At 64.0% G+C, this 23694-nt stretch carries 25 protein-coding genes and 1 tRNA gene; 13 read left to right on the top strand and 13 right to left on the bottom strand.

What is annotated here, in order from left to right:
* The first annotated feature begins 3 nt into the window (after nucleotides 1-3).
* The 6 genes from ACEQZY_RS02270 to ACEQZY_RS02245 all read left to right on the top strand — a co-directional run bounded on the left by ACEQZY_RS02270 (nucleotide 4) and on the right by ACEQZY_RS02245 (nucleotide 7118).
* Nucleotides 4-723 carry a pirin family protein gene (locus ACEQZY_RS02270; RefSeq protein ID WP_370151965.1) on the top strand — a complete coding sequence of 240 codons (720 nt, stop codon included), beginning with the start codon at nucleotides 4-6 and terminating at the stop codon, nucleotides 721-723.
* Nucleotides 724-874: 151 nt separating this feature from the next.
* Nucleotides 875-1585 carry a TVP38/TMEM64 family protein gene (locus ACEQZY_RS02265; RefSeq protein WP_370151963.1) on the top strand — a complete coding sequence of 237 codons (711 nt, stop codon included), beginning with the start codon at nucleotides 875-877 and terminating at the stop codon, nucleotides 1583-1585.
* Between the two features lie 20 nt (nucleotides 1586-1605).
* A complete protein-coding gene (locus tag ACEQZY_RS02260) occupies nucleotides 1606-3033 on the top strand; it encodes an FAD-dependent oxidoreductase (RefSeq protein WP_341702743.1) in 1428 nt (475 codons plus the stop codon).
* 18 nt (nucleotides 3034-3051) lie between these two features.
* The gene (locus tag ACEQZY_RS02255; RefSeq protein ID WP_341702744.1) at nucleotides 3052-4518 is read left to right on the top strand and encodes a HAMP domain-containing sensor histidine kinase; all 1467 of its coding nucleotides are present in this window, start codon (nucleotides 3052-3054) and stop codon (nucleotides 4516-4518) included.
* Nucleotides 4519-4651: 133 nt separating this feature from the next.
* Nucleotides 4652-5182 carry a hypothetical protein gene (locus tag ACEQZY_RS02250; protein ID WP_370151960.1) on the top strand — a complete coding sequence of 177 codons (531 nt, stop codon included), beginning with the start codon at nucleotides 4652-4654 and terminating at the stop codon, nucleotides 5180-5182.
* Between the two features lie 79 nt (nucleotides 5183-5261).
* A complete protein-coding gene (locus ACEQZY_RS02245) occupies nucleotides 5262-7118 on the top strand; it encodes an adenylate/guanylate cyclase domain-containing protein (RefSeq protein ID WP_341703020.1) in 1857 nt (618 codons plus the stop codon).
* Between the two features lie 3 nt (nucleotides 7119-7121).
* On the opposite strand, the gene ACEQZY_RS02240 is transcribed toward ACEQZY_RS02245, so the two are convergent.
* Nucleotides 7122-8630 carry a 3-hydroxyacyl-CoA dehydrogenase gene (locus ACEQZY_RS02240; protein ID WP_341703021.1) on the bottom strand — a complete coding sequence of 503 codons (1509 nt, stop codon included), beginning with the start codon at nucleotides 8628-8630 and terminating at the stop codon, nucleotides 7122-7124.
* 133 nt (nucleotides 8631-8763) lie between these two features.
* On the opposite strand from ACEQZY_RS02240, the gene ACEQZY_RS02235 reads away from it, so the two are divergent.
* Nucleotides 8764-9225 (top strand): Hsp20 family protein, encoded by a 462-nt coding sequence (locus ACEQZY_RS02235; protein WP_370151958.1) that lies wholly within the window; start codon nucleotides 8764-8766, stop codon nucleotides 9223-9225.
* A 75-nt stretch (nucleotides 9226-9300) separates the two neighbouring features.
* Entirely contained in the window at nucleotides 9301-9501 is a 201-nt protein-coding gene (locus ACEQZY_RS02230; RefSeq protein ID WP_341703023.1) for a DUF1150 family protein, read from the top strand.
* A 12-nt stretch (nucleotides 9502-9513) separates the two neighbouring features.
* On the opposite strand, the gene ptsN is transcribed toward ACEQZY_RS02230, so the two are convergent.
* From ptsN to ACEQZY_RS02180, 10 genes are all read right to left on the bottom strand, one after another.
* The gene (gene ptsN / locus ACEQZY_RS02225; protein WP_341703024.1) at nucleotides 9514-9981 is read right to left on the bottom strand and encodes a PTS IIA-like nitrogen regulatory protein PtsN; all 468 of its coding nucleotides are present in this window, start codon (nucleotides 9979-9981) and stop codon (nucleotides 9514-9516) included.
* 48 nt (nucleotides 9982-10029) lie between these two features.
* Nucleotides 10030-10356, bottom strand: a complete 327-nt coding sequence (gene hpf, locus ACEQZY_RS02220; protein ID WP_341703025.1) for a ribosome hibernation-promoting factor, HPF/YfiA family — start codon at nucleotides 10354-10356, stop codon at nucleotides 10030-10032.
* 177 nt (nucleotides 10357-10533) lie between these two features.
* Nucleotides 10534-11181, bottom strand: coding sequence for a carbonate dehydratase (can, locus tag ACEQZY_RS02215; RefSeq protein WP_370151954.1), 648 nt, complete (start codon nucleotides 11179-11181; stop codon nucleotides 10534-10536).
* A gap of 7 nt (nucleotides 11182-11188) precedes the next feature.
* Entirely contained in the window at nucleotides 11189-12745 is a 1557-nt protein-coding gene (rpoN, locus tag ACEQZY_RS02210; protein ID WP_341703027.1) for an RNA polymerase factor sigma-54, read from the bottom strand.
* Nucleotides 12746-12758: 13 nt separating this feature from the next.
* A complete protein-coding gene (gene lptB, locus ACEQZY_RS02205; protein WP_341703059.1) occupies nucleotides 12759-13541 on the bottom strand; it encodes an LPS export ABC transporter ATP-binding protein in 783 nt (260 codons plus the stop codon).
* Between the two features lie 8 nt (nucleotides 13542-13549).
* The gene (locus tag ACEQZY_RS02200; RefSeq protein WP_341703028.1) at nucleotides 13550-14137 is read right to left on the bottom strand and encodes an LptA/OstA family protein; all 588 of its coding nucleotides are present in this window, start codon (nucleotides 14135-14137) and stop codon (nucleotides 13550-13552) included.
* Between the two features lie 6 nt (nucleotides 14138-14143).
* Nucleotides 14144-14824 carry an LPS export ABC transporter periplasmic protein LptC gene (lptC, locus tag ACEQZY_RS02195; RefSeq protein WP_341703029.1) on the bottom strand — a complete coding sequence of 227 codons (681 nt, stop codon included), beginning with the start codon at nucleotides 14822-14824 and terminating at the stop codon, nucleotides 14144-14146.
* Complete coding sequence (locus ACEQZY_RS02190) at nucleotides 14824-15780, bottom strand: SIS domain-containing protein (RefSeq protein WP_370152024.1); 957 nt, start codon at nucleotides 15778-15780, stop codon at nucleotides 14824-14826. The genes lptC and ACEQZY_RS02190 overlap by 1 nt, the downstream gene beginning before the upstream one ends.
* A gap of 285 nt (nucleotides 15781-16065) precedes the next feature.
* Complete coding sequence (locus ACEQZY_RS02185; RefSeq protein ID WP_341703031.1) at nucleotides 16066-16680, bottom strand: ribonuclease H-like domain-containing protein; 615 nt, start codon at nucleotides 16678-16680, stop codon at nucleotides 16066-16068.
* A 90-nt stretch (nucleotides 16681-16770) separates the two neighbouring features.
* Nucleotides 16771-16857, bottom strand: a tRNA-Leu gene (locus tag ACEQZY_RS02180).
* 156 nt (nucleotides 16858-17013) lie between these two features.
* Here ACEQZY_RS02180 and ACEQZY_RS02175 point away from each other — a divergent pair.
* Nucleotides 17014-18126 carry an NAD(P)/FAD-dependent oxidoreductase gene (locus tag ACEQZY_RS02175; protein WP_341703032.1) on the top strand — a complete coding sequence of 371 codons (1113 nt, stop codon included), beginning with the start codon at nucleotides 17014-17016 and terminating at the stop codon, nucleotides 18124-18126.
* Between the two features lie 4 nt (nucleotides 18127-18130).
* Here the strand turns inward: ACEQZY_RS02175 and ACEQZY_RS02170 are convergent, their stop codons facing one another.
* The gene (locus ACEQZY_RS02170) at nucleotides 18131-19066 is read right to left on the bottom strand and encodes a fumarylacetoacetate hydrolase family protein (RefSeq protein WP_341703033.1); all 936 of its coding nucleotides are present in this window, start codon (nucleotides 19064-19066) and stop codon (nucleotides 18131-18133) included.
* Nucleotides 19067-19072: 6 nt separating this feature from the next.
* Nucleotides 19073-19849, bottom strand: coding sequence for a cyclase family protein (locus tag ACEQZY_RS02165; RefSeq protein ID WP_341703034.1), 777 nt, complete (start codon nucleotides 19847-19849; stop codon nucleotides 19073-19075).
* A 135-nt stretch (nucleotides 19850-19984) separates the two neighbouring features.
* Between ACEQZY_RS02165 and ACEQZY_RS02160 the strand changes: the two genes are divergently transcribed.
* The 4 genes from ACEQZY_RS02160 to ACEQZY_RS02145 are packed head-to-tail and all read left to right on the top strand — an operon-like array spanning nucleotide 19985 to nucleotide 23688.
* Nucleotides 19985-20707: an FCD domain-containing protein gene (locus ACEQZY_RS02160; RefSeq protein WP_341703035.1), complete on the top strand. Its 723-nt coding sequence runs from the start codon at nucleotides 19985-19987 to the stop codon at nucleotides 20705-20707.
* A gap of 48 nt (nucleotides 20708-20755) precedes the next feature.
* Complete coding sequence (locus ACEQZY_RS02155) at nucleotides 20756-21826, top strand: C4-dicarboxylate TRAP transporter substrate-binding protein (RefSeq protein ID WP_341703036.1); 1071 nt, start codon at nucleotides 20756-20758, stop codon at nucleotides 21824-21826.
* Between the two features lie 57 nt (nucleotides 21827-21883).
* Nucleotides 21884-22378: a TRAP transporter small permease subunit gene (locus ACEQZY_RS02150; protein WP_341703037.1), complete on the top strand. Its 495-nt coding sequence runs from the start codon at nucleotides 21884-21886 to the stop codon at nucleotides 22376-22378.
* Nucleotides 22375-23688: a TRAP transporter large permease subunit gene (locus tag ACEQZY_RS02145; protein WP_341703038.1), complete on the top strand. Its 1314-nt coding sequence runs from the start codon at nucleotides 22375-22377 to the stop codon at nucleotides 23686-23688. Before ACEQZY_RS02150 ends, ACEQZY_RS02145 begins: the two co-directional genes overlap by 4 nt.
* Nucleotides 23689-23694 lie beyond the last annotated feature (6 nt).

Below are 23694 nucleotides of genomic sequence, written 5' to 3'. Positions count from 1 at the left end.
CCCATGATCCATGTTGTTCCTTTCGACCGTCTCGGTCGCATGCAGATCGACTGGCTGAACAGCCGGTTCCACTTCAACTTCTCCGGCGTCGCCGCGCCGATGGGCCATGGTTTCGGGCCACTGCGCGTATGGAACGACGACGAGATCCAGCCGCAATCGGGGTTCCCGATGCATGGCCACCGCGACATGGAAATCATCACCTATGTCCGCAAGGGTGCGATCAGCCACGAGGACAGCCTTGGCAACAAGGGCCGCACCCCGGCCGGCGACGTGCAGGTGATGAGCGCCGGTACCGGCATCATGCATTCGGAGTGGAATGCCGAGGACGAGCTGACGCATCTGTTCCAGATCTGGATCGAGCCGCGCCAGGCGCGGCTGAAACCACGCTGGGATCAGGCCCAGTTTCCCAAGGCCGACCGCGGCAACCGGCTGGTGCCGCTGGCTTCCGGTGAAGAGGCGGTACTGGGTGCCAATGCCGGTACGCTGCTGATCCACCAGGATGCCACGCTCTATGGCGCCCTGATCGAAAAGGCCGCCAGCGCCAGCTATGACCTGAAGGAAGGCCGCATGGCCTATCTGGTGGTTGCCGATGGCAATGTGACCGTCAACGGCAATGCGGTGGCCACCCGAGCCGGAGCGGCCCTGATCGGCGAGGGCCGCATCGAGGTTACCGCACCGGAGGGTGCGGAAATCCTGCTGTTCGACCTGCCGCGGCCGAACTGATCCGCCGGACTGGTGCCGGAGGCTTCACGATTTGGTGAGCCTCCGGCATTGCGTCGGTCCTCGCGCGCAATTTACCCTCCTTCCCGTCAGTATCTGGCACAAACCTGTCAGGCCTGCCTGGGGCGGGCAACCGGGAAGGAATGAATAGCGGATGGCGGCCAGACGCTTCATACCGCTGACCCTGCTGATGGCGGGGCTGGCGCTCTTTTTCGTCTTCGATCTCCGGCAGTATTTCGACCTCGCCACCCTGCGCAGCAACCAGGCCGCATGGCGCGACCTGATTGCAGCACATCCGCTGCTGGCACCGCTGGCCTATATCCTGCTGTACACTCTGCTGGTCGCCTTCTCTCTGCCGGTTGCCTCCTTTGCCACCGTCGCCGGCGGTTTCCTGTTCGGGGCATGGTTCGGCACGGCCTGGACCGCACTGGGCGCCACCCTGGGCGCCACCCTCGTCTTCCTTGCCGCCCGCACGGCACTGGGCGAGTCCCTGCGGGATCGGGCCGGGCCACGGCTGGCACGGCTGGAGGCCGAGTTTCGCGCCAACGGCTTCCATTACCTGCTGTTCCTGCGCCTGGTTCCCGCCTTCCCCTTCTGGCTGGTCAATATAGCGCCGGCCGTCTTCGGCATGCGGCTCGCCCCCTACATGGTTGCCACGGCACTGGGCATCCTGCCCGGCACCTTCGTCTTTGCCTATTTCGGTTATGGCCTCGGCACGACCCTGCGCCAGAGCGAGCGTATCTCGCTGGCCAGCGTGGCCACGCCGGAAATCCTGATTGCCTTGACTCTGCTGGCCCTGCTGTCTTTGCTGCCGGTATGGATCAAATGGCACCGGGGCCGGACGGGCCGGCATGACCAGACCTGACAGATGACGGCCACACAGTCATGACCGAGAGCGTGACCTGCGATATCGCCGTGATCGGCGCCGGTTCGGGCGGATTGATGGTGGCCGCCGGCGCCGCGATGCTGGGTGCCACCACGGTTCTGGTCGAACGCGGGAAGATGGGGGGCGACTGCCTGAATTACGGCTGTGTGCCCTCGAAGGCACTGATCAGCGCCGCCCGGCATGCCGTCTCCTGGCGTCACGCCGAAGCACTCGGGGTGCGCTATGGCGAACCGGAGGTCGACTTCATCGCCGTGATGCGCCATGTCCACGATACGATTGCCGCGATAGCACCGCATGATTCCGTCGAGCGGTTTACAGCACTCGGGGTGCAGGTGATCCAGGGCGAAGCTGCCTTCACGGCGCCGGACAGCCTGATGGTGGGACAACGTGCCATCCGTGCGCGCCGCTTCGTCGTCGCCACCGGATCCGCGCCTCATATCCCTGCAATCGATGGCCTTGCCGAAACCCCGTATCTGACCAACGAGACGATCTTCGGCCTGAATGAACAGCCTCTGCATCTCCTGGTCCTGGGCGGTGGCCCGATAGGCATCGAAATGGCGCAGGCCTTCCGCCGGCTCGGCTCCAAGGTCACCCTGATCGAACGTCAGCATTGCCTGCCGCGCGAGGATCAGGAACTCTCCAGCCTGGTTCTGGAGACACTGCGCAGTGAAGGCGTCGATATCCGCGAGCGGACAGACGTCGCGCATGCGCGGGACACCGCTTCCGGGATCGTCCTCACCCTGCGCAATCCGGATGGTGGCGAGGAACGACTGGCCGGCTCGCACCTGCTGGTGGCAACAGGCCGTCGGCCGGTGACCGACGGTCTCAATCTTGAAGCCGCCGGCATTGCTGTCGGCGAAAAGGGCATTACGGTCGATTCAGGGCTGCGGACAACCAACCGCCGCGTCTATGCCATAGGCGATGTCACCGGCCTCAGCCCCTTTACCCATACCGCCGCCTATCATGCCGGACTGGTACTGAAGAATGCTTTGTTTCGCCTGCCTGTGCGGGCTGACCACGACACAATTCCACGTGTCACATACAGCGACCCGGAACTGGCTGTCGTCGGTCTCGACGAAGCCGCGGCACGGTCCCGGCATGGCACCATCCGCATCCTGCGCAGCCCTTTTTCTGCCAATGACCGGGCGCGAGCCGAGGGCCGGATCGACGGAATGGTGAAAGTCATTGCCAGCCCACGGGGCCGTCTCCTCGGCGTCAGCATTGTCGGGCCGCATGCCGGCGACCTGCTGCAGCCCTGGAGCCTGGCACTTGGGCGTCGTATCGGGATCGGCGCCATGCAGGGCATGATCGTGCCCTACCCGACCCGCGGCGATGCCGGCAAACGTGCTGCCGGCGACTTTTTCCGCCCCAGGCTGCTGCATCCCCTGGTACGCCGGCTGGTCCGTTTGCTCGCCCGCCTTGGCTGACTGCGGTATTATTGCGGCATGGCGCAGAATCCGACGACCAGCAACAACGCCGGCCCGCAGAATGATGGCGGCACGCCTGTGCGCGCGCCTTCCGCCACGGCGATACCAGGCATGAACAGCCTGTCAGGCCGGCTGCTGGTGCTGACCATTGTCTTTGTCATGCTGGCGGAAGTGCTGATCTATCTGCCGTCAATGGCGCGATTCCGCATCAGCTATTTCGAAGCCAGGATCGAACTGGCCGACCAGGCCGCCCTCGCCCTGCTGGCCGCTCCCGACGGCATGGTCAGCGCCGAACTGGAAGCCGATCTTCTGCACAATGTCGGCGGCAAGCTGGTGGCAATGAAACGCAGGGATTCCACGGCCCTCATTCTCAGCGACCGGCAGGAACTGCCCATGCTGGGCAAGCCGATGGAACTCGACAACTGGATGTGGTGGGAAGCGATTATCGACGCCATCGGGGCACTGACCGGTCATACAGATGAATACATCCGGGTGATCAGCCCGTCCCCGCGCGATATTTCGGCCCGCATCGAGGTCGTGCTGCCCGCCGCACCGCTGACTGCCGCCCTGCGGGATTTCTCGTGGCGCATCTTTTCGTTATCCCTGATCATCTCCGTCATCACTGCAGGTCTGGTCTATCTCACCCTGCAATGGTGGATGGTCCGGCCGATGCGTCGCCTGATCGACAGCATCGTCGGATTCCGCGCCGCACCGGAAGATGCCCGACAGATCATCCGGCCATCGGCGCGCGGGGACGAACTCGGCCGCGCCGAGCGCGAGTTGCAGGCGATGCAACAGGACCTGCGGCAGGCCCTGACACAACAGACCCATCTTGCGCAGCTTGGCATCGCGGTCAGCAAGATCAGCCATGACCTGCGCAACATGCTGGCCTCGGCCCAGCTGGTTTCGGATCGGCTGGCTGCATCCGACGATCCGACCGTGCGGCAGGTCGCGCCCCGGCTGGTCGGCTCGATCGATCGAGCCATCGCTCTCTGCGCCCAGACCCTGCGCTACGGGAAGGCCGAAGAGCTGGAGCCTGCCGCCCAGCGCTTCGCCCTGCGGTCTTTCCTCGACGGCGTTGCCGCCGGCCTTGGCCTGCCGGAAGACGGCGGCAGCATTCGCTGGATCAATGCGGTGCCAGGCGACCTGACCGTCTATGCCGATCCGGATCATCTGTACCGGGTGCTGAGCAACCTGACCCGCAATGCCTGCCATGCCATGCCGGCTGGTGGCACCCTGCATGTCAGCGCCATGGCTGGCGGCGGGCGGGTCGTCATCGAGGTGGCCGATTCCGGCAGTGGCCTGAATGAAACAGCCAAAGCCCATCTGTTCGAGGCGTTCCGCGGCAGCCGCAATGGCGGCACCGGTCTTGGCCTGGCCATCGCACGCGAACTGGTCCGCGCTCATGGCGGTGAACTGGAGCTGGCGCGGACCGGACCCCTGGGCACCACTTTCCGGATTTCGCTACCGGATGCAGCTGACTGATTGCGCCGGCTGCCGCGTTAACCATTTTGCTTAACTGTACCTTCACAGGGTTCCGGCACATAATCGTCCTGCCAGAATGGCTGATACAGGGATGCCACCTTCACGCGGAGGCACCCAGCGCAGGAGAGAATTCATGCGTCGCCCCTTGCTAACACTCGTCGCCATCGCCACTGCAGGTGCAGTGCTGGGCGGATGCTCGAGTCTCGAGAATGCTCTCGACGAGGTGATCCCCCTGCCGGCGGCCGGACAGGCTGCCGCCATCGGCCTTGGCCTTGAAGTGGTCAAGACCAAGATCGAGCGGCGGATGGAGATGACCTGCAATCCGCTGAACATGATCAGCGACGGCACCTACTGCGTCAGCAATTACAAACCCACCGACCGCCAGGAGGTCTGGTGCTTCAAGACCCTGGGCGGTGTCGACTGTTACGGCGAGCCGGATCCCTATTCGCTGGCCGGCCGCGCGCTGCCCGAGTCTCCGCGGCCGCTCGCCGATCCCCGCATGCCGATGACCCCGCCCGGACGCCGCCCGCCGCCGCAGGTGGCCGTGGCCCCTGTCGGCATGGAACAGCCGGCGCAGGCCGTCCCCGCAGAGCCGGCAGCCGCCATGCCGGTCGAACCGATGGTGGAACCGGCTGCGGCACCGGCTGCCGTGCGGCAGCAATAGATCCGGCGCCCGGATCACAAACGCGCCATCCGCTCTTGCCTGCGATCCTGCCGTGCTAGTTTAGGCACGGGAGAATCACATGCCGCATCGTCATCACCGGACCTGGGTCTGGACCCTGCCGGTTCCGCCGGCTGCCATCTGGCCCTATGTTTCCGATACCGCCCGCTTCAATGAAGCGGCCGGAACTCCGCGGTATGACGTGGAGGAAATTGCCAGGCCCGACGGATCTGTGCGGCGGAAGGCGACCGCCAGTTACAAAGGCATCGCAGTTGCCTGGGATGACCCGCCCTATGAATGGGTGGCCGAACGGGAATTCCGCCAGACCCGGCTGTTTCAGCGCGGCCCGCTGACGAAGCTGGCGCCGGCCCTGCTCCTGGAACCGACGCCGGAAGGCGGCAGTCGCCTGACCTACCGTCTGGAAGCCGAACCCCGCGGCCTGCTCGGCCACCTGCTGTTTGCCGGCGGCCTGCTCGACCGGATGGGGCAGGGCCTCGAACAGATGATCCGGCATGCCGGAGATTTCGCCGCGGGCGCCGCCAGCATGCCCTTTGAATATGAGCCGCCGCCCTTGCCTGCCGAACAGCGGGAGAGGCTGGAGGGACTGACCGGCCGGATCGCCGGCAGTGCCTATGCCCATGGCCTGGCCGGGCGGCTGGCGGACCATATCGCCTCGGCCCAGGAGGTCGATCTTGTGCGTATCCGGCCGCGTATCCTGGCCCGCGACTGGCAGGTGCCGGTGCGCCATACGGCGGAGTTGTGCCTGGAGGCGACCCGCGCCGGCCTGCTCAACCTGTCCTGGAACGTGCTCTGCCCGCGCTGCGGGGGCGCCAAGGCCAAAACGGCACAGCTCGACACCCTGCCGCAGGCGGCCCACTGCCCTTCCTGCAACATACCCTATGACAGCCGTTTCGCCGAAAATGTGGAGATCAGCTTCAGCCCCGCGCCCAGCATCCGCACAATCGGTGCCGGCGAGTTCTGCATGGGCGGTCCGCATGTGTCGCGGCATATCCTCGTGCAGCAGATTCTCGCACCCGGCGAAACCCGCAATATCAATGTCTCCCTGCCGGCCGGCGAATACCGCCTGCGTGCCCTTGAGCCGGGCGGCGAAACCGTCATCCGTCATACCGGCGGGGCCTTCCCGCAGATTATTGCCAGCGATGCCGCGATCCTGCCTGCCTTCGATATTGCCGCCACGCCTGGAGACAGCATCGGCATGATCGTCCTGCATAATCGCAGCCGCCGCACCCTGACCCTGGTGATCGAAGCGCGGGACTGGCGGCGCGATGCCCTGACCGCCCATGAAGCCACCACCCTGCAGGCCTTCCGCGACCTGCTGCCCGAGCAGGTTCTGCGACCCGGCGAAGACGCCTCGATCGATAACCTGGTCCTGATGTTCACCGACCTGGAAGGCTCAACGGCCCTGTATGAGCGGCTTGGCGATGCTGCCGCCTACCGCCTGGTGCGCCGGCATTTCGGCTTTCTCGCGTCCAGTATCCGCGAACATGATGGCGCCCTGGTGAAAACTATCGGCGATGCCGTGATGGCGGTTTTCGCCGATCCGCAGCAGGCGGTGCGGGCCGCCCTGGCCATTCGTGATGGCATTGCTGCTTTCAATGCTGACTACCGACATGAAACCGCCACCGCAGACCGCCCGGTCGATGCCGCCATCGGCCTGAAAATGGGCCTGCATGGCGGCCGCTGCATTGCTGTCAATCTGAACGACCGCCTCGATTATTTCGGCAGCACCGTCAATATGGCTGCCCGCCTGCAGGGGCGCAGCCGCGGTGGTGAGGTCGTCCTCTCGGAATCGCTCGCAGCGGATCCGGCCATCGCACCGCTGCTGGATGGCCTGCCGCTGGCCCACGAGGCGGCCGAACTGAAAGGCTTCGACCGCCCGGTGCCGTTCGTGCGCCTGACCGTTACCGGGCCGACCTGATATTCAGTCCTCGGTCAGGGCAGACAGGCCGAGCTGGGCCCGCCGGCGCAGCCACAGGCTCGGCCGGTAGCGGTCATCGCCGGTGATCGCCTGCAGCTGCACCAGCACGGTGTGCACCGCGGCCGGCCCCATGGCGTCGGTCAGCGCCAGCGGACCAAATGGATAATTCAGACCCATCGTCATCGCCTTGTCGATGTCGGACGGAGTGGCGATCCGAATCTGTGCCATCTCGCAACCGAGATTGGCCACCATGGCGGCGATGCGCTGGCCGATGAAGCCGGGACTGTCATTGATCACGGTGACGGCACGGCCCGCCTCGTGCAGACGCGCCACCAGGCCGTCCAGCAGGTCGCGACGGGTTCCCGGGGCATGCATCAGGGTCAGCCGCCGGTCCAGTTTGCCGGCGATATCCAGTGCGAACAGCCGGCGGTGGTCCAGTTTCATCCGTGCCGCGTAGGTCGAGCAATCCTCGCCCAGCGGGGCACAGAGGATGGCCGCCTCCCCGTCGTCGAAACCGCTGATCTCGAAACCGAGGCTGCGCAGCAGTTCGCCCAGCGCCTCATCCTCCTCGGCCAGAACGGCCCGCGCGGCAGGCGGAGTGCTCGACGGTGCATCGGGCGATGGCACCGACGCCTTGCCGGCCTCGTCATAGTCGAAGAAGCCACGCCTGCTCTTGCGGCCGAACTGCCCGCTTTCCCGCAGCAGCTGGTGCTGCGGCGTGGTGGCCAGCCGGCGATCGAAGAAATATCCTTCATGGATGATCTGACTGACCGGGAAATTGACATCGATGCCGGTCAGATCCATCAGCTCGAACGGTCCCATGCGGAAGCCCCAGGCATCCCGCATCACGGCATCCACCTGGGCCGGTGTCGCCACGCCCTCGGAAACGATGCGCAATGCTTCCTGTGTGTAGGCCCGCCCGCCGAGGTTGACGAGGAAGCCCGGACTGTCCTGGACCACCACTGGCACGCGGCCCATGCGTTCGCCAACCCCGACAAGGGTTGCAATGGTGGCGTCGCTGCTGGCGGGCGCACGGATGACTTCGACCAGCTTCATCAGCGGCACCGGATTGAAGAAATGCAGACCGGCGATCCGTTCCGGCCGCCGGCAGGCACTGGCAATGCTTGCAATGCGCAGGGACGAGGTGTTGGACGCCAGCAAGGCGTCGGGCCGGACGATCGCTTCCAGTTTGCGGAAAACCTCCTGCTTGATGGACAGGTTCTCGACAATTGCCTCGACCACCAGATCGGCTGGTGCCATTTCCTCCAGTGTCTCGATCACGGTCAGCCGTGCCTTGGCCGCCGCCGCCGCTGCGGCATCGAGCCGGCCCTTGGCCACCATCTGGTCAAGCTGGGCCGAGATCGCCGCGGCCGCCTTGCCGGCGGCCCCGGGCGCCGCATCAAAGAGCCGCACCGCCATGCCGCCGGTCATGCCGACCTGCGCAATCCCGCGCCCCATCGCGCCGGCCCCAACTACACCAACAGTATCAACGGCTTGCAACGCTCCAGCCACGACGATCCTCCCATAATTCCAAGGCTGTCATCCTGCCGGGGCAGGCCTTGATCCGCAAGCCGTGCCTCCCCACATGATGATGGCCGGGGTGCCTCAGAGGGCTCCGGCGGCTCTCGCTGCGAAGGAGACCGTCATGACCCGTGTATCGCTGTTTTCCAGCCCGCTGCTGCTCGGTTTCGACCATGTCGAACGCATGATCGAACGGGCCGCCAAGGCCGGTTCGGAAGGCTACCCACCCTACAACATCGAGCAGATCGGCGAAGACGGCCTGCGCATCACGCTGGCGGTTGCCGGGTTCGCCGCCGGCGACCTGACGATCCTGCTGGAAGACAAGCAGCTCGTTATTCGTGGCAAACAGGTCGATGACCGCGAACGGGTTTACCTGCACCGTGGCATTGCCGCCCGGCAGTTCCAGCGCAGCTTCGTCCTGGCCGACGGGATCGAGGTGATTGGCGCCGAACTGGGCAACGGCCTGCTGCATGTCGATCTGCGCCGTCCGAAACCGGAAGCCCAGGTGCGCAACATCGCCATCCGGACCAGCGGCGACGGCCGCAGCGACAGACTCGGTATCGGCAATCCCGCTGGCGAATCATGACGGTTCTGGCTAGGAGTAAGAACAATGGCTTCCCCTAACGACCCGAATACCACCCCGCGGCATGCATCGCAGACAATGAGTGCGGAGATGTTCGCCAATCTCGGAACCCCGGATATGGCCTATATCCGCCCGATCATCATCGCCAGCGAAGGCGGTGATGCCGAAGCCTGGGGCGTCTTTTCAGCAAACGGCCAGCAGCTGGGATGGGCGCCGGCACGCGATCTCGCCTTTGCGGCCGCCATGCAGAACGAACTGGTGCCGGTCAGCGTCCACTGACCGGCCCAGCCTTCAGGCAGCGGCGTTACTGGCCGAGTTGTCGGTCAGCAATGCGAAAAGCGCGTCGGCACTTTCCGCGCCGCGCAGTTTTTCGCAGATCACCTTGTCGCGCAGCATGCGCGAGACCTTGGCCAGCGCCTTGAGGTGATCGGCGCCCGCCGATTCCGGGGCGAGCAACAGGAAGATCAGGTCGACCGGCATTTCGTCGATCGAATCGAAATCGATCGGACGTTCAACCCGGGCAAACAGGCCGTAAAGCTTGTCCAGCCCGGCCAGGCGGCCATGCGGAATCGCGATACCGTTGCCGACTCCGGTGGTGCCGAGCCGCTCGCGCTCGAGCAGGATATCGAAAATGGTGCGTTCCGGCTGGCCGGTGATGCGCGCGGCGCGGGCCGAAAGCTCCTGCAAAGCCTGTTTCTTGCTGTTGGCCTTCAGATTGGCAACAACGCCATCAGGGCTCAGAAGCTGGAAGATTTCCATGGAGAGTAATGCCTCCGCGGCTGATACCGGCGTCGCCTGATCACAGGATCAGGCAACCTCTCCGGTACTAGACGTACGGGTATGATGGTTGCGCCGCTTGCGCTTGTCGCGCCGCAGCTGCTTGGCCAGCCGCTCAAGCGCCTGATCAAAGCTGGCGTAGATTTCGGCATCCTGGGCATCCGCCTGCATGTCAATGCCGGTTCCGACATGAACCGAGCAGTGGCAGCTGTACATCGCACCTTCGCGACTGAAGACAACCTGCGCTTCGATCGCATTGTCCATGTATTTTTCCACGGCAACGGGAAGCTTCTCTTCGATATAGGCGCGCAGGGAATCGCCGAGGTCGAGTTGCTGTCCGGAAGTCAGGATTTTCATGATGCAATAAAATCCGATTTCGGTCGGTCGTGGCATGATTGTAGTACGGCAGCCAGGGCCCGTCATGCCGGAGGCGGACCATAGAGAAGGCCCCTCCGGCTGTCAACCGCGGCAATTGCGGCCAACCTGTTGATTTAATTGGGCTTGCTGAAAAGAAAAAAAGCTGCGGAACGGCTGTCAGCCAGCGGCATCTTTCGGGTGCGTACGGAATATTTCATCCAGCTTGTCCGGACTGTTCACCGTCGCACCGAGATCGCGCACCAGCCCGTTGCTCAGGCCATAGACCCAGCCATGCAGGCTGAGCTCCTGCCCGCGCCGCCAGGCATTCTGTACGATGGTGGTCTTGGCCAGGTTCTGGACCTGCTCGCGCACATTCATCTCGCACAGGGCATTCAGGCGCTTGTATTCGTCGACTATCGCCTGCAGATCCGTCTTGTTCTTCTGGTAAATGTCCCGGATCGGCTGCAGCCAGTGATCGATCAGCCCGAGTTGTTCGGACTGCATGGCCGCGCGCACACCGCCGCAGCCGTAATGCCCGGTGACGATGACGTGCTTGACCTTCAGGAACTCGATCGCGAACTGCAGCACGGCAAGGCAGTTCATGTCCCCCGGATGCACCAGGTTGGCAACATTGCGGTGGACGAACATTTCGCCCGGGTCGAGATTGACGATTTCCGTTGCCGGCACCCGGCTATCGGCACAGCCGATCCACAGATAGTCCGGATTCTGCTGATGCGCCAGGCGTTCGAAAAAACCTGGATCCGCGCGCAGCTTGTTGGCGGCCCATTTCCGGTTCGATTCTAAGAGCGGTGAAATATCAGCCATATGGCTCTCAACTGACAGAAAGAAGGCCGGCCTTTTTCAAGCGCCTGCGCTCCACGGATGACGGAATACTCATGGCTTCTCGGTATTTTGCAACGGTACGGCGGGCAATATCGACGCCCTTGCCTGCCAGCATCTCAACGATTTTGTCATCGGACAGCACGTCTTCCATGTTCTCAGCATCGATCAGCGATTTGATGCGATGACGGATCGACTCGGCGGAAAAAGCATCGCCGCCATCCGTTGCCGCAATACTGGCTGTGAAGAAATACTTCATCTCGAAAATGCCGCGCGGCGTCGCCATGGTCTTGTTGGACGTGACGCGACTGACCGTGCTCTCATGCATGTCGATGGCTTCGGCCACAGCCCGCAAATTCAGGGGCTTCAGATGCGAAACGCCATGCCGCAGGAACCCGTCCTGCTGGCGGACAATCTCGGTGGCGACTTTCAGGATGGTCTGCGCCCGCTGGTCGAGCGACTTGACCAGCCAGTTCGCCGAATTCAGACACTCGGACAGGTAGGTCTTCATCTGCCGGTCCGGCGTACCGGCTGCCGTCTTGTCGCGACTGACCCTGGCGTAATAGCGGCTGTTGACCAGAACCCGTGGCAACGTGTCGCTGTTCAGTTCCACCATCCAGCCGCCATCCGTCGAACGGCGCACATAAACATCCGGGATCAGGGTCTGCACCGGTTCGCCACCGAACAGCAGCCCCGGCTTCGGATTGAGGGCGCGGATTTCCTTGACCATGTCGGCGATGTCTTCCTGGTCGACATCGCAAACCCGCATCAGACTGGCAATATCGCGCTTGGCCAGCAGCTCGAGGTGATCCAGCAGGCACTGCATCGCCGGATCGAGCCGGTCGCGTTCCCGCAGTTGCAGAGCCAGGCACTCCTTCAGGCTGCGCGCGAAAATCCCGGTGGGTTCGATGGTCTGCAGGTCGAGCAGAACGGCCTCAATCTCCTCTTCATCGACGCCCAGGCGCTGGGCGATTTCCGAAAGTGGCTCGGTCACGTAGCCGGCATCATCCAGGCTGTCGATCAGCGCCTGCCCGATCAGCCGGTCCCCGGCATTGCTGGGCATCAGGCCCCATTGTATCTGTACATGCTCGCGCAGGCTCCGCTCTTCGGAAAGGGTCTGCTCAAGCGAGCCTGCCCCATCCTCGAAGCGTGAATCACCGCCCCGGCCGGCAATATAGTTGCTCTCCATGCCGATGCCATCACCGGCCGCGTCATAGCCGCTGTCGTTGGTGAAGGTGTTGTCGGATTCGGCATCGAGCGATTCGCGGGCCGCGGTTGCCGTCTGCTCGCCGGCAAGATCAAGGCGCTGTGCCGCGCCATCCGGTATTGCCGCGGCATCCGCTACCTCGAAAGGGGTCCTGCCGTCGTCTTCCGGGCCGCCATCCTCCGCCTCGCCGCGCTCGAGAAGCGGATTGCGTTCCAGCTCCTGCTCGACATAGGCCATCAGTTCAAGATTGGACAGCTGCAGCAGCTTGATAGCCTGCTGCAGCTGCGGCGTCATGACGAGCGCCTGGCCCTGCCTGAGTTCAAGACGGGGACCGAGAGCCATGGTCAGAACCCGGTCACCAGCTGAACCGTTCGCCGAGATAGACCCGGCGCACATTCTCGTCTGCGACGATTTCGTTCGGCAGACCTTCCATCAGAACCTTGCCGTCATGCAGGATGTAGGCGCGGTCGATGATATCAAGGGTTTCCCGGACATTGTGATCGGTAATCAGCACGCCGATGCCGCGATGTTTCAGATGGGACACCAGTTCACGGATTTCACCGACGGCGATCGGATCAATGCCGGCAAGCGGCTCATCGAGCAGCATGAAGGACGGCTGGGTCGCAAGGGCGCGGGCGATCTCGCAGCGCCTGCGTTCGCCGCCTGACAGCGCCAGGGCAGGCGTGCGCCGCAGGTGGGTGATCGAGAATTCTGCCAGCAGGTCATCCAGCATCGCTTCCCGGCGATCCGGCTCGGGTTCGACCAGTTCCAGCACGGCCCGGATATTCTGCTCGACCGACAGGCCGCGGAAAATCGACGCTTCCTGCGGCAGATACCCCATGCCAAGGCGCGCGCGGCGGTACATCGGCAGGCCGGTGATGTCATGACCATCGAGCGTAATGGCGCCATGGTCGGGGCGGATCAGGCCGGTCATGATGTAAAAAGTCGTCGTCTTGCCCGCCCCGTTCGGCCCCAGCAGGCCGACGGCCTCGCCACGGCGGACATAAAGCGAGACATCGCGCAGTACCGGCCGCTTCTTGAAACTCTTGCCCAGGCGCTGGGCCGCGAGCCCGGGTGTCGGATTCTCGGCAACCACCCGCAGGCCGTCGCCAGTTTCGCCTGTATCGATCTGCGGCATATCCATCATCACTGCCTGCTGCCCGGGGAATTCTGCGGCGGCTTTGCCGAAGCGCCACCTTCTGATTCGCCAGGCAGGAACACGCCCCTGACGCGCCCTCCCGCAGCCGGCTCGCAGATGCTGCGGCCGCTGTCCTGGTACATGATGGCCCGCGCGCAACGGATGGTGCCGCGGTCATTGGTCAGCAGCACATTCCCGATCAGGGTAATGGTCTTCTTGTCGACATCGTAAATTCCGGTATCGCCCTGGCCACGTTCCTGCGGGGTCGAGACGAAGACGTTGCCCTTGGCCTCGATGCGGGTGATGGACCCTGCATCCGGCCCGCTGGCTGCCGCGGGTTTCGGGGCGGCTGCGCCAGCCTGCTGGCGGTCCCGGTAATGGACATAAAGTTCATCCGACCGCAGCCGCGTATCGCCCTGCACGGCGTCGACCTTGCCACGGAAGATGGCCAGCTGCTTGTCCTGCTGGACTTCCAGGGTATCGGAAGCGATCTCGATCGGCTTGTCGCTGTTCTTGTTGCCGCCAAGTGTGGCCTGTGCATGCGCCGCAGAAACGGCGACGCAAACAATCAGCAGGCCTGTAATACCACTGCGCATGCCGCCTCAGCTCCGTTTACCCTGCGGGTAGACTGTCGTGTTGACGCCGTTGATGACGTGGATCACCCGGCCATTCTCAGAAATTCGCAGGCCGTTGCCCCGGATCAATCCCAGTGCGGACTGGCCCCAGACCTTCTGATCGCTTGCCACCCGCTTGGTCGTCAGATCAACCTCTGCCGACAGGCCATGCAGTTCATAGCCGTTGTCACTGAAAATCTGGATGTTGCCAAACAGGTTCAGCAACTGCGCCTTGCCGTTATACAGACCCGTATCGGCCGTCAGCGACCACCAGGCGCCATCGGTCATCGTCAGATCCGCATGCACGTTGTCCATCGTCACCAGCTGGTCATCCTGCGGGTCCTGAATGGCGCGATCCGCGGTGACGACATAGGGCTGGTTGTTGGCATCAGTGGCATGGTAGCGCGGGTTCCGCATGACCAGGGCCGCATTTGTGCTGTCGACATCGGTGAAGCTGAGCGGCAGAAAATCGACCTGCTTCGTCAGCTGCGGCCAGACCACCACCGCCGCCACGGTCACCACGGCCAGCAGCGGCAGTACAAATTTCATGAACTGGGCAAAGCGCCGGCGGCGGGACAAGGCCGACAGCACGTCGACCGGATGCGATGCATAATCCGCGACGCGGCGCCCGCCCGAACCCGGCAGCTTGCCATCGATCCCGGCGGCCATCATGTAATCCCCGCCCGCACGCAGTCATGCATGTGCAGGATGCCGGCCGGCCGGCCGGACTCGACGACAAAGAAGGCCGTGATGCGGCGCCGGTTCATCTCCCGCAGGGCCTCGACAGCCAGGATATTCGGCCCGATGGTGATCGGTGCCCTGGTCATCACGTCGTCGACCTTGCGAGACAGCAGGTCCCCCTCGATATGCCGCCGCAGATCACCGTCGGTGACAATGCCGAGCAGACGGCCCTTGTCGCGGCCCTTCACACCCAGAATGCCAATACAACCAAAACTGCGGCCGGCCATGGTGACCAGTGCCTCGCGCATCGGCGTCCCGCTGTCGACCAGAGGCATTTCCGGGCCGGAATGCATCAGGTCGCCGACCTTGATCAGCTGCTTGCCCAGCCGCCCTCCCGGATGGAACACCCGGTAGTGATCGCGGTTGAAGCCCTTGCGCTCCATCAGTGCCACGGCCAGCGCGTCCCCCAATGCCAGCATCATGGTGGTGGAGGTTGTCGGTGCCAGCCCCATTGGGCAGGCCTCTTCCACCGGAGGCAGGGTCAGCACCACGTCGGAAGCCTGGCCAAGCGCCGACCGCGCCTTCGAGGTCATGCCGATCAGGGGAATGCCGAACCGCTTGGCATGGGCAATGAGATCCGCCAGTTCCGGCACGTCGCCCGAATTGGACAGGGCGAGCAGGACATCGCCCTGCATCACCATGCCGAGATCGCCATGGCTGGCTTCTGCCGGATGCACGAAAAAGGCCGGCGTGCCGGTCGAGGCCAGGGTGGCAGCGATCTTGCGCCCGACATGGCCGCTCTTGCCCATGCCGGACACGATCACGCGCCCGCGAATACCGGTGGTCGCCGCCGGATTGCCGCTGACCGTCATCAGGATATCGACCGCCCGGGTGAAGGCCCCGTCTATCTGGGCCGCCAGGGCCGCCAGGCCATTGGCCTCCATCAGCAGCACACGACGGCCGACGGCAATGTCCTCGCTGGCCGCCGGCGTGCCGCCGGCCACCTTCACCACCTTGGAACCGCCTGTCGCACGTTTGTTTCCGGCGCGCTTAACACGCGCGGCGGATGGTGCGGATGTCATGGGCTACCCACCGCTTGCGAGACACTAACAAGAATCGTGCCAAATATGGAGAATCGGGTTCGAAAATGCAAACCGCTTGACCTCGCGGCTGCCTTTTTTCGGTGCATAACCCGAGGGATACAGCCTATGGGAGCGCCGGCGGGCCGGTCAGTGGGCGAAAATGTCGTCTTCCGGCCATCCGGCCAGATCGAGATCGGCCCTGGCCGGCAGGAAGCCGAAACAGGCCTCGGCCAGTTCCATCCGCCCCTCGCGAACCAGCATGCCATCCAGCACCGCCTTCAGCTGGTGCAGATACAGCACATCGGAGGCCGCATACCGCTGCTGGGCCTCGCTCAGCCTGGGCGCCCCCCAGTCCGAAGACTGCTCCTGCTTCGAGATCTCCACCCCGATCAGTTCCCGGCACAGGTCCTTCAGACCATGCCGGTCGGTGAAGGTACGGACCAGCTTGGACGCCGTGCGGGTGCAGTAAACCGGCGCCGTCGCCGCGCCCACATACTGCTTCAGCGCGGCAAGGTCAAAGCGGGCAAAATGGAACAGTTTCAGGATTTTCGGATTTTCCAGCAGGGCCTTCAGATTGGGGGCCGCATAGGGCCGGCCGGCCTGGAACTGCACCAGATGGGCATTGCCGTCGCCGGACGACAGCTGCACCACGCAGAGCCGGTCGCGCAGGGTGCGCAGCCCCATGGTCTCGGTATCGACGGCCACCACGGGGCCGAGGTCGAGGCCAGCGGGCAGGTCGCCCTGATATACGGTGATGGTCATCGTCACGTCCCTGCTGGCGATGGCGCCCTCGGTAAGGCGTCGCCCGCCCTGCGGGGCGCAGTCGCCTTGCGGCGCGAGACTAAAGGGAATTGGTGCCCAGGATAAGACTCGAACTTACACGACCTTTCGGTCACTAGCACCTGAAGCTAGCGCGTCTACCAATTCCGCCACCTGGGCAGGCGGTGCAGGCTGACCCGAAGGCCGTCCCGACCGAGGCCGTGTCTTTACGGCCACTGCCGGGGGAAGTCAAGCGCCGCCGACAAAGTTCTGCCGGGACTTGCCTTGCCCCCCATCCCTGCCGATAACGGATGACCCCAGTTCAGGAAAAACCCCATGGATCAAGTGGAATGTCTGGTCATCGGCGCCGGTGTGGTCGGCCTTGCCGCCGCCCGGTCGCTGGCCCGCCGGGGCCGCGAGGTCGTGATTGCCGAGGCTGCCGGCCTGATCGGCAGCGAGACCAGCTCCCGCAATTCCGAGGTGATCCATGCCGGCATCTATTACCCGGCAGGCAGCCTGAAGGCGCGGCTTTGCGTGGACGGCAAGCAGGCGCTGTATGCCTATTGTGCCGAACGCGGCATTGCCCATAACCGCTGCGGCAAGCTGATTGTCGCGGCCGATGACGGACAGGTGCCGGACCTGCAGGCGCTGAAGGCCAGGGCCGAGGCCAACGGCGTCACCGACCTGGAATGGCTGGACCGGGATCAGGCGCTGGCACTGGAGCCGCACCTGCACTGCGTGGCGGCCCTGCTGTCGCCCTCGACCGGCATCATCGACAGCCACGGCCTGATGCTGGCACTGCAGGGCGAGGCGGAAGATCACGGTGCCATGCTGGCGCTGGGCTCGCCGATCACATCCGGCGAGGTGCGGAACGACGGTATCGCGATCCGCACCGGCGGCGAGGATCCGCTGGAACTGAAGGCCCGCATCGTGGTGAATGCAGCCGGTCTGCAGGCGCAGGCCCTGGCAGCCCGGATCGATGGCATGCCTGCCGCACAGATTCCCGGTACCCACTATGCCAAGGGCAATTATTTCGTTCTGTCAGGCATGAGGCCGCCCTTCTCGCGGCTGATCTACCCGGTGCCGGAGCCGGGCGGCCTCGGCACCCATGTCACCATCGACATGGGCGGGCAGATGCGCTTCGGGCCGGACGTGGAATGGATCGATGACATCGATTACCAGGTCGATCCGGCCCGTGGCGACAAGTTCTACGCCGCCGTGCGCCGCTACTGGCCGGCGCTGCCGGATGGCGCGATCCAGCCGGGCTATGCCGGCATCCGGCCGAAACTGTCGGCGGCGGGCGGCAAGGCCGACGATTTCGTGATCCAGGGGCCGGGCGTCCATGGCGTGACCGGCCTGATCAACCTGTTCGGCATCGAAAGCCCGGGATTGACCGCCTCGCTCGCTATCGGCGAGACCGTCGCCGATCTCGCCGCCGCCTCTGTCTGACGGGTTATTTCTGCCGCATCACGCGATTGCGCAGGATGCCGATCTTCTCGACTTCCAGCTCGACCACGTCGCCATCCTTCAGATAGCGGCCATGCTCGAGGCCGCAGCCATCACCGACGGTGCCCGAGCCAAAGAATTCGCCCGGATGCACGGTCTCGTCAGCCGAGACCCGGGCCAGCAGGTCCTCGAACTTGTGGTGGATGGTGCTGGAATTGCTGTCGCACCAGGTTTCGCCGTTCACGCGGGCCTGCATGCGCAGAGCATAGGGGTCGCCGATCTCGTCCAGCGTCACCAGGAACGGCCCCATGCTGTTGCCCGTATCGAAATCCTTGCCCTTGCAGGGGCCGAGCTGGCTCTGCATCTCGATGCTCTGGGCATCGCGGGCCGAGAAATCGTTGAAAATGGTAAAGCCGAAAATGTGGTTGCGCGCTTCCGACGGCCTGATGTTCTTGCCGCCCCTGCCGAGAAAGAAGCCGAATTCCAGCTCGAAATCCATCACCTGGCTGTAGCGCGGCCACTGCACGATCCCTTCGGGGCCGTTCACCGAGAAGCGGTTGGATTTGTAGTAGATCGGGATGTTGTACCAGGTGGCCGGCACCTTGATCATGCCCATCTTGACCATCAGAGGGCCGAGCAGCGGCTTGCGCATGCGGGCGATCTGTTCCATCGCCTGCTGCACATGCTTTTCGAACAGCATGCTGTCGCGGATCTGCTCGGGCACCGGCACCGGTGCATGCAGCTTGGCATCGGCCAGCGGCACGCGGATCTCTGCCTTCGCATGCAGGTCGCGGACCCGGGCCAGCGCCTCGTCGCCGCCCTTGATGACCGCCAGGACCGACGGGAAGCTGTCGCCCAGATCGACGATCATGGCGCCGTCGCCGGTCAGCACGCCGGGACGCATCTCGCCGCGGGCCGGATGGCTGAATGTGCAGAATTTCATGGACGTCTATTCCTCGATGATGGCGACGGCGCGGGTCCAGCCGGCTGAAGCGCCGCGGATCTTGTGGGGGAAGCAGGAGACAGTGAAGCCGAAAGGCGGCAGGGCCTCGAGATTATGCAGCTTCTCGAGGTGGCAGTAGCCGATATGGCGGCCGGCCTTGTGGCCTTCCCAGATCAGCGACGCATCGTGGCTCTCGGCGAATTTCCTGGCGGTATGCACAAAGGGGGCATCCCAGCTCCAGGCATCGGTGCCGGTGACCCGCACGCCGCGCTCCAGCAGGTACATGGTCGCCTCGTAGCCCATGCCGCAACCGGTGCTGACATAGGTCGGCTGGCCGTACGCCGCACCCGCCGCAGTGTTCACCAGCACAATATCCTGCGGCTTGAGCGTATAGCCGACCCGTTTCAGTTCGGCCTCGACATCCTCCGCCGTCACCACATAGCCATCGCCCTTGGCGCGAAAATCCAGCTTGACGCCGTCGCCGAAGCACCAGTCGAGCGGCACCTCGTCGATGGTCCAGGCCCGCTCACCCTTGTTCATGGTCGAATGGAAGTGATACGGCGCATCCAGATGGGTGCCGTTATGGGTGTTGAGCTGCACATTCTCGACCGCCCAGCCCTCGGATTCGGGCAGGTCCTCTTCCTTCAGGCCGGGAAAGAATTTCACCACGTCGGCCGCGCTGTCCTTGTGACGGATGTATTCGATCTTCGGCCCGAAACCCGGCGGATCGGAGATCACGTCGTTTTCCAGGTAGATCGACAGGTCGACAAAACGGCGGGGCATGCTTCCTCCTGTCCGCCCGGATCGGGCAGCCTGCTTGGTGCTCTTGTTTCTCTTGTTTACCGACACAAATTCATTTTGTCGATTTTTTTCTTTTTTGTCGTTGACACTGCCCGTCACCGCACCCAGAGTGCCCTCATGACCGAGGGCCGGAGCAAAGCTGAAATCCGCGACCTGGCCGCCGAAGCCGGCAGCCTGACCGAATTCGCATACCGTAATATTCGCGCTGACATCATCGCCGGCCAGTTTCCCTCGGGCACCAAGCTGCAGATCGATGACCTCAAGACCCGCTACGGCCTCAGCGCCAGCCCGCTGCGCGAGGCATTGGCCCGGCTGATCAGCCAGGGCTTCGTGCAGGCCGAGAACCAGCGCGGTTTCCGGGTGACGCCGATGAGCGCCGAGGATCTCGCCGACATCACCCTGGCCCGCAAGGTGATCGAGATCGCCGCCCTGAAGCATGCCTTCGAGCGTGGCGACGACGCCTGGGAGGCCGGCATTCTCGCCGCCTATCACCGGCTGGAGCGCTTCGTGCACCGCATGGGCAATGCCCCGGTGGAGAATCTCGCCGAGTTCGGGGAATTGCACAAAGCCTTCCATGTGGCGCTGGTTGCCGCCTGTGGCTCGCCGCGCCTGCTGGACGAACAGGCCCGGCTTTACGACCAGGCGGAGCGTTACCGCCACCGCATGATGACCGCCTACCTGCTGGAGATCGGCATCGGCATCATGGACGAGCATCGCCAGCTGATGGACCTCGTGCTGGCGCGCAAGGCCGACGCGGCCTGCGCCATGCTGGAGCACCATCTCGGCCATACCTACGACTTCTGTTTCGGGAACGTGCTGGCCCAGACCGCACCGCCTTAGCCCGGACAGCCACCATCGATCGCGGAAATAACCCAGAGGGAGGAAACAATGTCCGCATTTCACAAAGCCAGCCTGGCGGCTGGCGTCGCTTTTGCTGCCCTGCTGGCCCAGCCGGGCCAGGCCGAAACCGTCAAGATGACCGCGTTTGCCGGCCATCCCCCGGTCTTCCCGTGGGTGAAGCTGATGGACGAGTATTTCATCCCCGAGGTTGACAAGCGGCTGGCCGCGGCCGGCGGCAAGACCAAGATCGAATGGACCCGCGCCTATGGCGGCACGCTGGTCAAGCTGGGCAGCGAATCGACGGCACTGAAGGACGGGCTGGGCGAGGTCGGCTTCGTCTCGACCATTTTCGAAGCCCCGAAATTCCCGCTGCAGAACATCACCTATTACACCCCGTTCGGCACCGACAATATCTCCACTGTGGCCAAGGTGATCACCACGCTGCAGGACAAGATCCCGGAGATGAAGGATGCCTGGACCAAAAACAACGCCGTGTTCCTCGGCGGCACCGGTCTCGACACCTACTATCTCTTCACCAAGAACCCGATCAACAAGGTCGAGGATCTGAACGGCCTGAAGATCAACGCCCCCGGACCCTCGGCCAACTGGGTCAAGGATACCGGCGCCATCGCCGTGGCCGGCACCCTGCAGACCTACTACAACGACATCCAGACCGGCGTGACGTCCGGCACGCTGACCTTCTCGACCGGCGCCTTCCCGGCCAAGGTCTACGAAGTGGCGCCGCATATCACCAAGGTGAATTACGGCGCCCAGTTCGGTGGTGCGCTGGCAATGAACCGCAAGGTCCTCAACAAGCTGCCCAAGGATGCGCAGAAGGTCTTCCTTGATGTCGGCAAGGACTATGCCGAGAAGTTCAACGCCCTGCTGACCGGCACGTCGGGGGCCCTGATGGGCAAGATGGCCGAGGCCGGCGCCAAGATCCGGGACGTCTCAGCCGACGAGCGCAAGAAGTGGGCGGCGGCGATTCCGAATCCGGCCCTGCCCTGGGCACAGGACCTCGACTCCAAGGGTCTTCCCGGCACCAAGGTGCTGAAGGCCTATATGGCCGAGATGAAGGCCAATGGCGTGGAGTACCCGCGCGACTGGTCGAAGGAGTAAGACGCGGAGGGCAACACCCGCTTTCCCGCAACAGCAGCAGTCAGGTTGGTGCCGCGCATGTTTTCCCGTTTCCTCGGCGTGATGAACGCCTGCGGAACCGTGTGGATCTTTCTCCTCATGGTTCTGATCAACAGCGACATCATCGGTCGCGAAGTCTTTGGTTCCCCTGTGCGCGGCACCACCGAACTGATGTCCCTCTCCATCGTCGGCATCGTGTTCCTGCAGCTCGGCCACACCCTGATGACCGGCAAGGTCACCCGCTCTGACATGGTGATCGACAACCTACTGGCCTATGCCCCGCGGCTTGGGCACGGCCTGCAATGCCTGTTTCATCTGGGCGGCGCCATTCTGCTTGGCATCATCTTCACCGGCAGCCTCGACCTGCTGCAGGAGGCCCTCGACATTCAGGAATATGTTGGCGCCGTGGGCGATTTCACTGCCCCCACATGGCCGGTCCGCCTGATCATCCTGGTCGGCAGCGCCGCCACCGGCCTGCAGTTCCTGCTGCTTGCCTGGCAGGACATGCGCATCGTGCTCGGGATGAAATCATGAGCGGCCTCGAGATCGGTTTCGGCACCGTCGCCGTGATGATGGTCCTGATCTGGCTTGGCGTGCATGTTGCCGTGGCATTGGGCCTTACTTCCTTTGCCGGCGTCTGGCTGCTGAAGGGCAGCCCGGAAGTCGCCACCGCCATGCTGTCGCAGGGTGCCTATGATGCGGTCGCCTCTTACGTCTTTGCAGTGGTGCCGCTGTTCGTCCTGATGGGCTTCCTGGTCAGTATCGCCGATGTCGGCAAGGATGCCTTCGAGGTCGCCAACCAAGGCCTGCGCCGCCTGCGCGGCGGCCTCGGCATGGCAACGGTTGCCGCCAATGCGATCTTCGCCGCGATCACCGGGATCTCCATCGCCTCGGCTGCGGTCTTCACCCGCGTCGCCGTGCCGGAGATGCTGCGCTACGGCTATACCCCCAGCTTCGCGACCGGGGTGGTCGCCGGCTCCTCGGTGCTGGGCATGCTGATTCCGCCCAGCCTGCTGATGATCCTTTACGGATTCCTGGCCGAGGTGTCGGTCGGCCACATGTTCATGGCCGGCATCCTGCCCGGACTGATCCTCGCCGTCGCCTACGGCATCAGCATTGCCGCCATGGCACGCCTGACCCCGGATTTTGTTGGTGGCAGCGCCACCGGAGACGCCATGCCGGGCGAACTGATGTCGCCTGGGGAAATGCTGCTCAAGCTGTTGCCGATCGTGCTGTTGATCGTCGCGGTGCTCGGCGGCATCTACGGCGGCTTCTTCAATGCCACCGATGCCGGCGCCGTCGGGGCCGCCGGCGCCCTGATCATTGCCCTGGTCAAGCGGCGGCTGAACCGGCAGAAGCTGTGGCAGGTTATGGTCGAGACCGGTCATGTCACCGTCTCGGTTTCTTTCCTGATCATCGCCGCCAGCCTCTATACCCGTATGCTGGCCCTCAGCGGCGTGCCGCAATTCCTGGTCGAGGAAATTGCCGGCGCCGGCCTCGGCCCGCTCGGCTTCCTCGCCTGCTATATCCTGCTGGTCGTTCTGCTCGGCTGCTTCATCGATTCCAGCTCGATTCTCCTGATCGTGCTGCCGCTGATGCTGCCGATTGCCAGCGGCTTCGACATGAATCTGGTCTGGTTCGGCATTGTCACCATCGTCGCCGTCGAGATCGGCCTGCTGACCCCGCCCTTCGGGCTCAGTGTCTATGTGATCAAAAGCACGCTGGCCGATTCCCGCGTCACTCTGGGAGCCATCTTCCGCGGCGCGGCCCCATTTGCCGTGATCATGCTGGTGGTTCTGATCCTGCTGGTTTTGTTCCCGCAACTGACCCTCGCCCTGCTCTGACCAAGG

Origin of the sequence: Ferrovibrio sp., assembly GCF_964218355.1 — a bacterium.
Lineage (GTDB): Bacteria > Pseudomonadota > Alphaproteobacteria > Ferrovibrionales > Ferrovibrionaceae > Ferrovibrio.
Note: the sequence above shows the minus strand (reverse complement) of the source record. Positions and strands in the feature narration are given on the sequence as shown.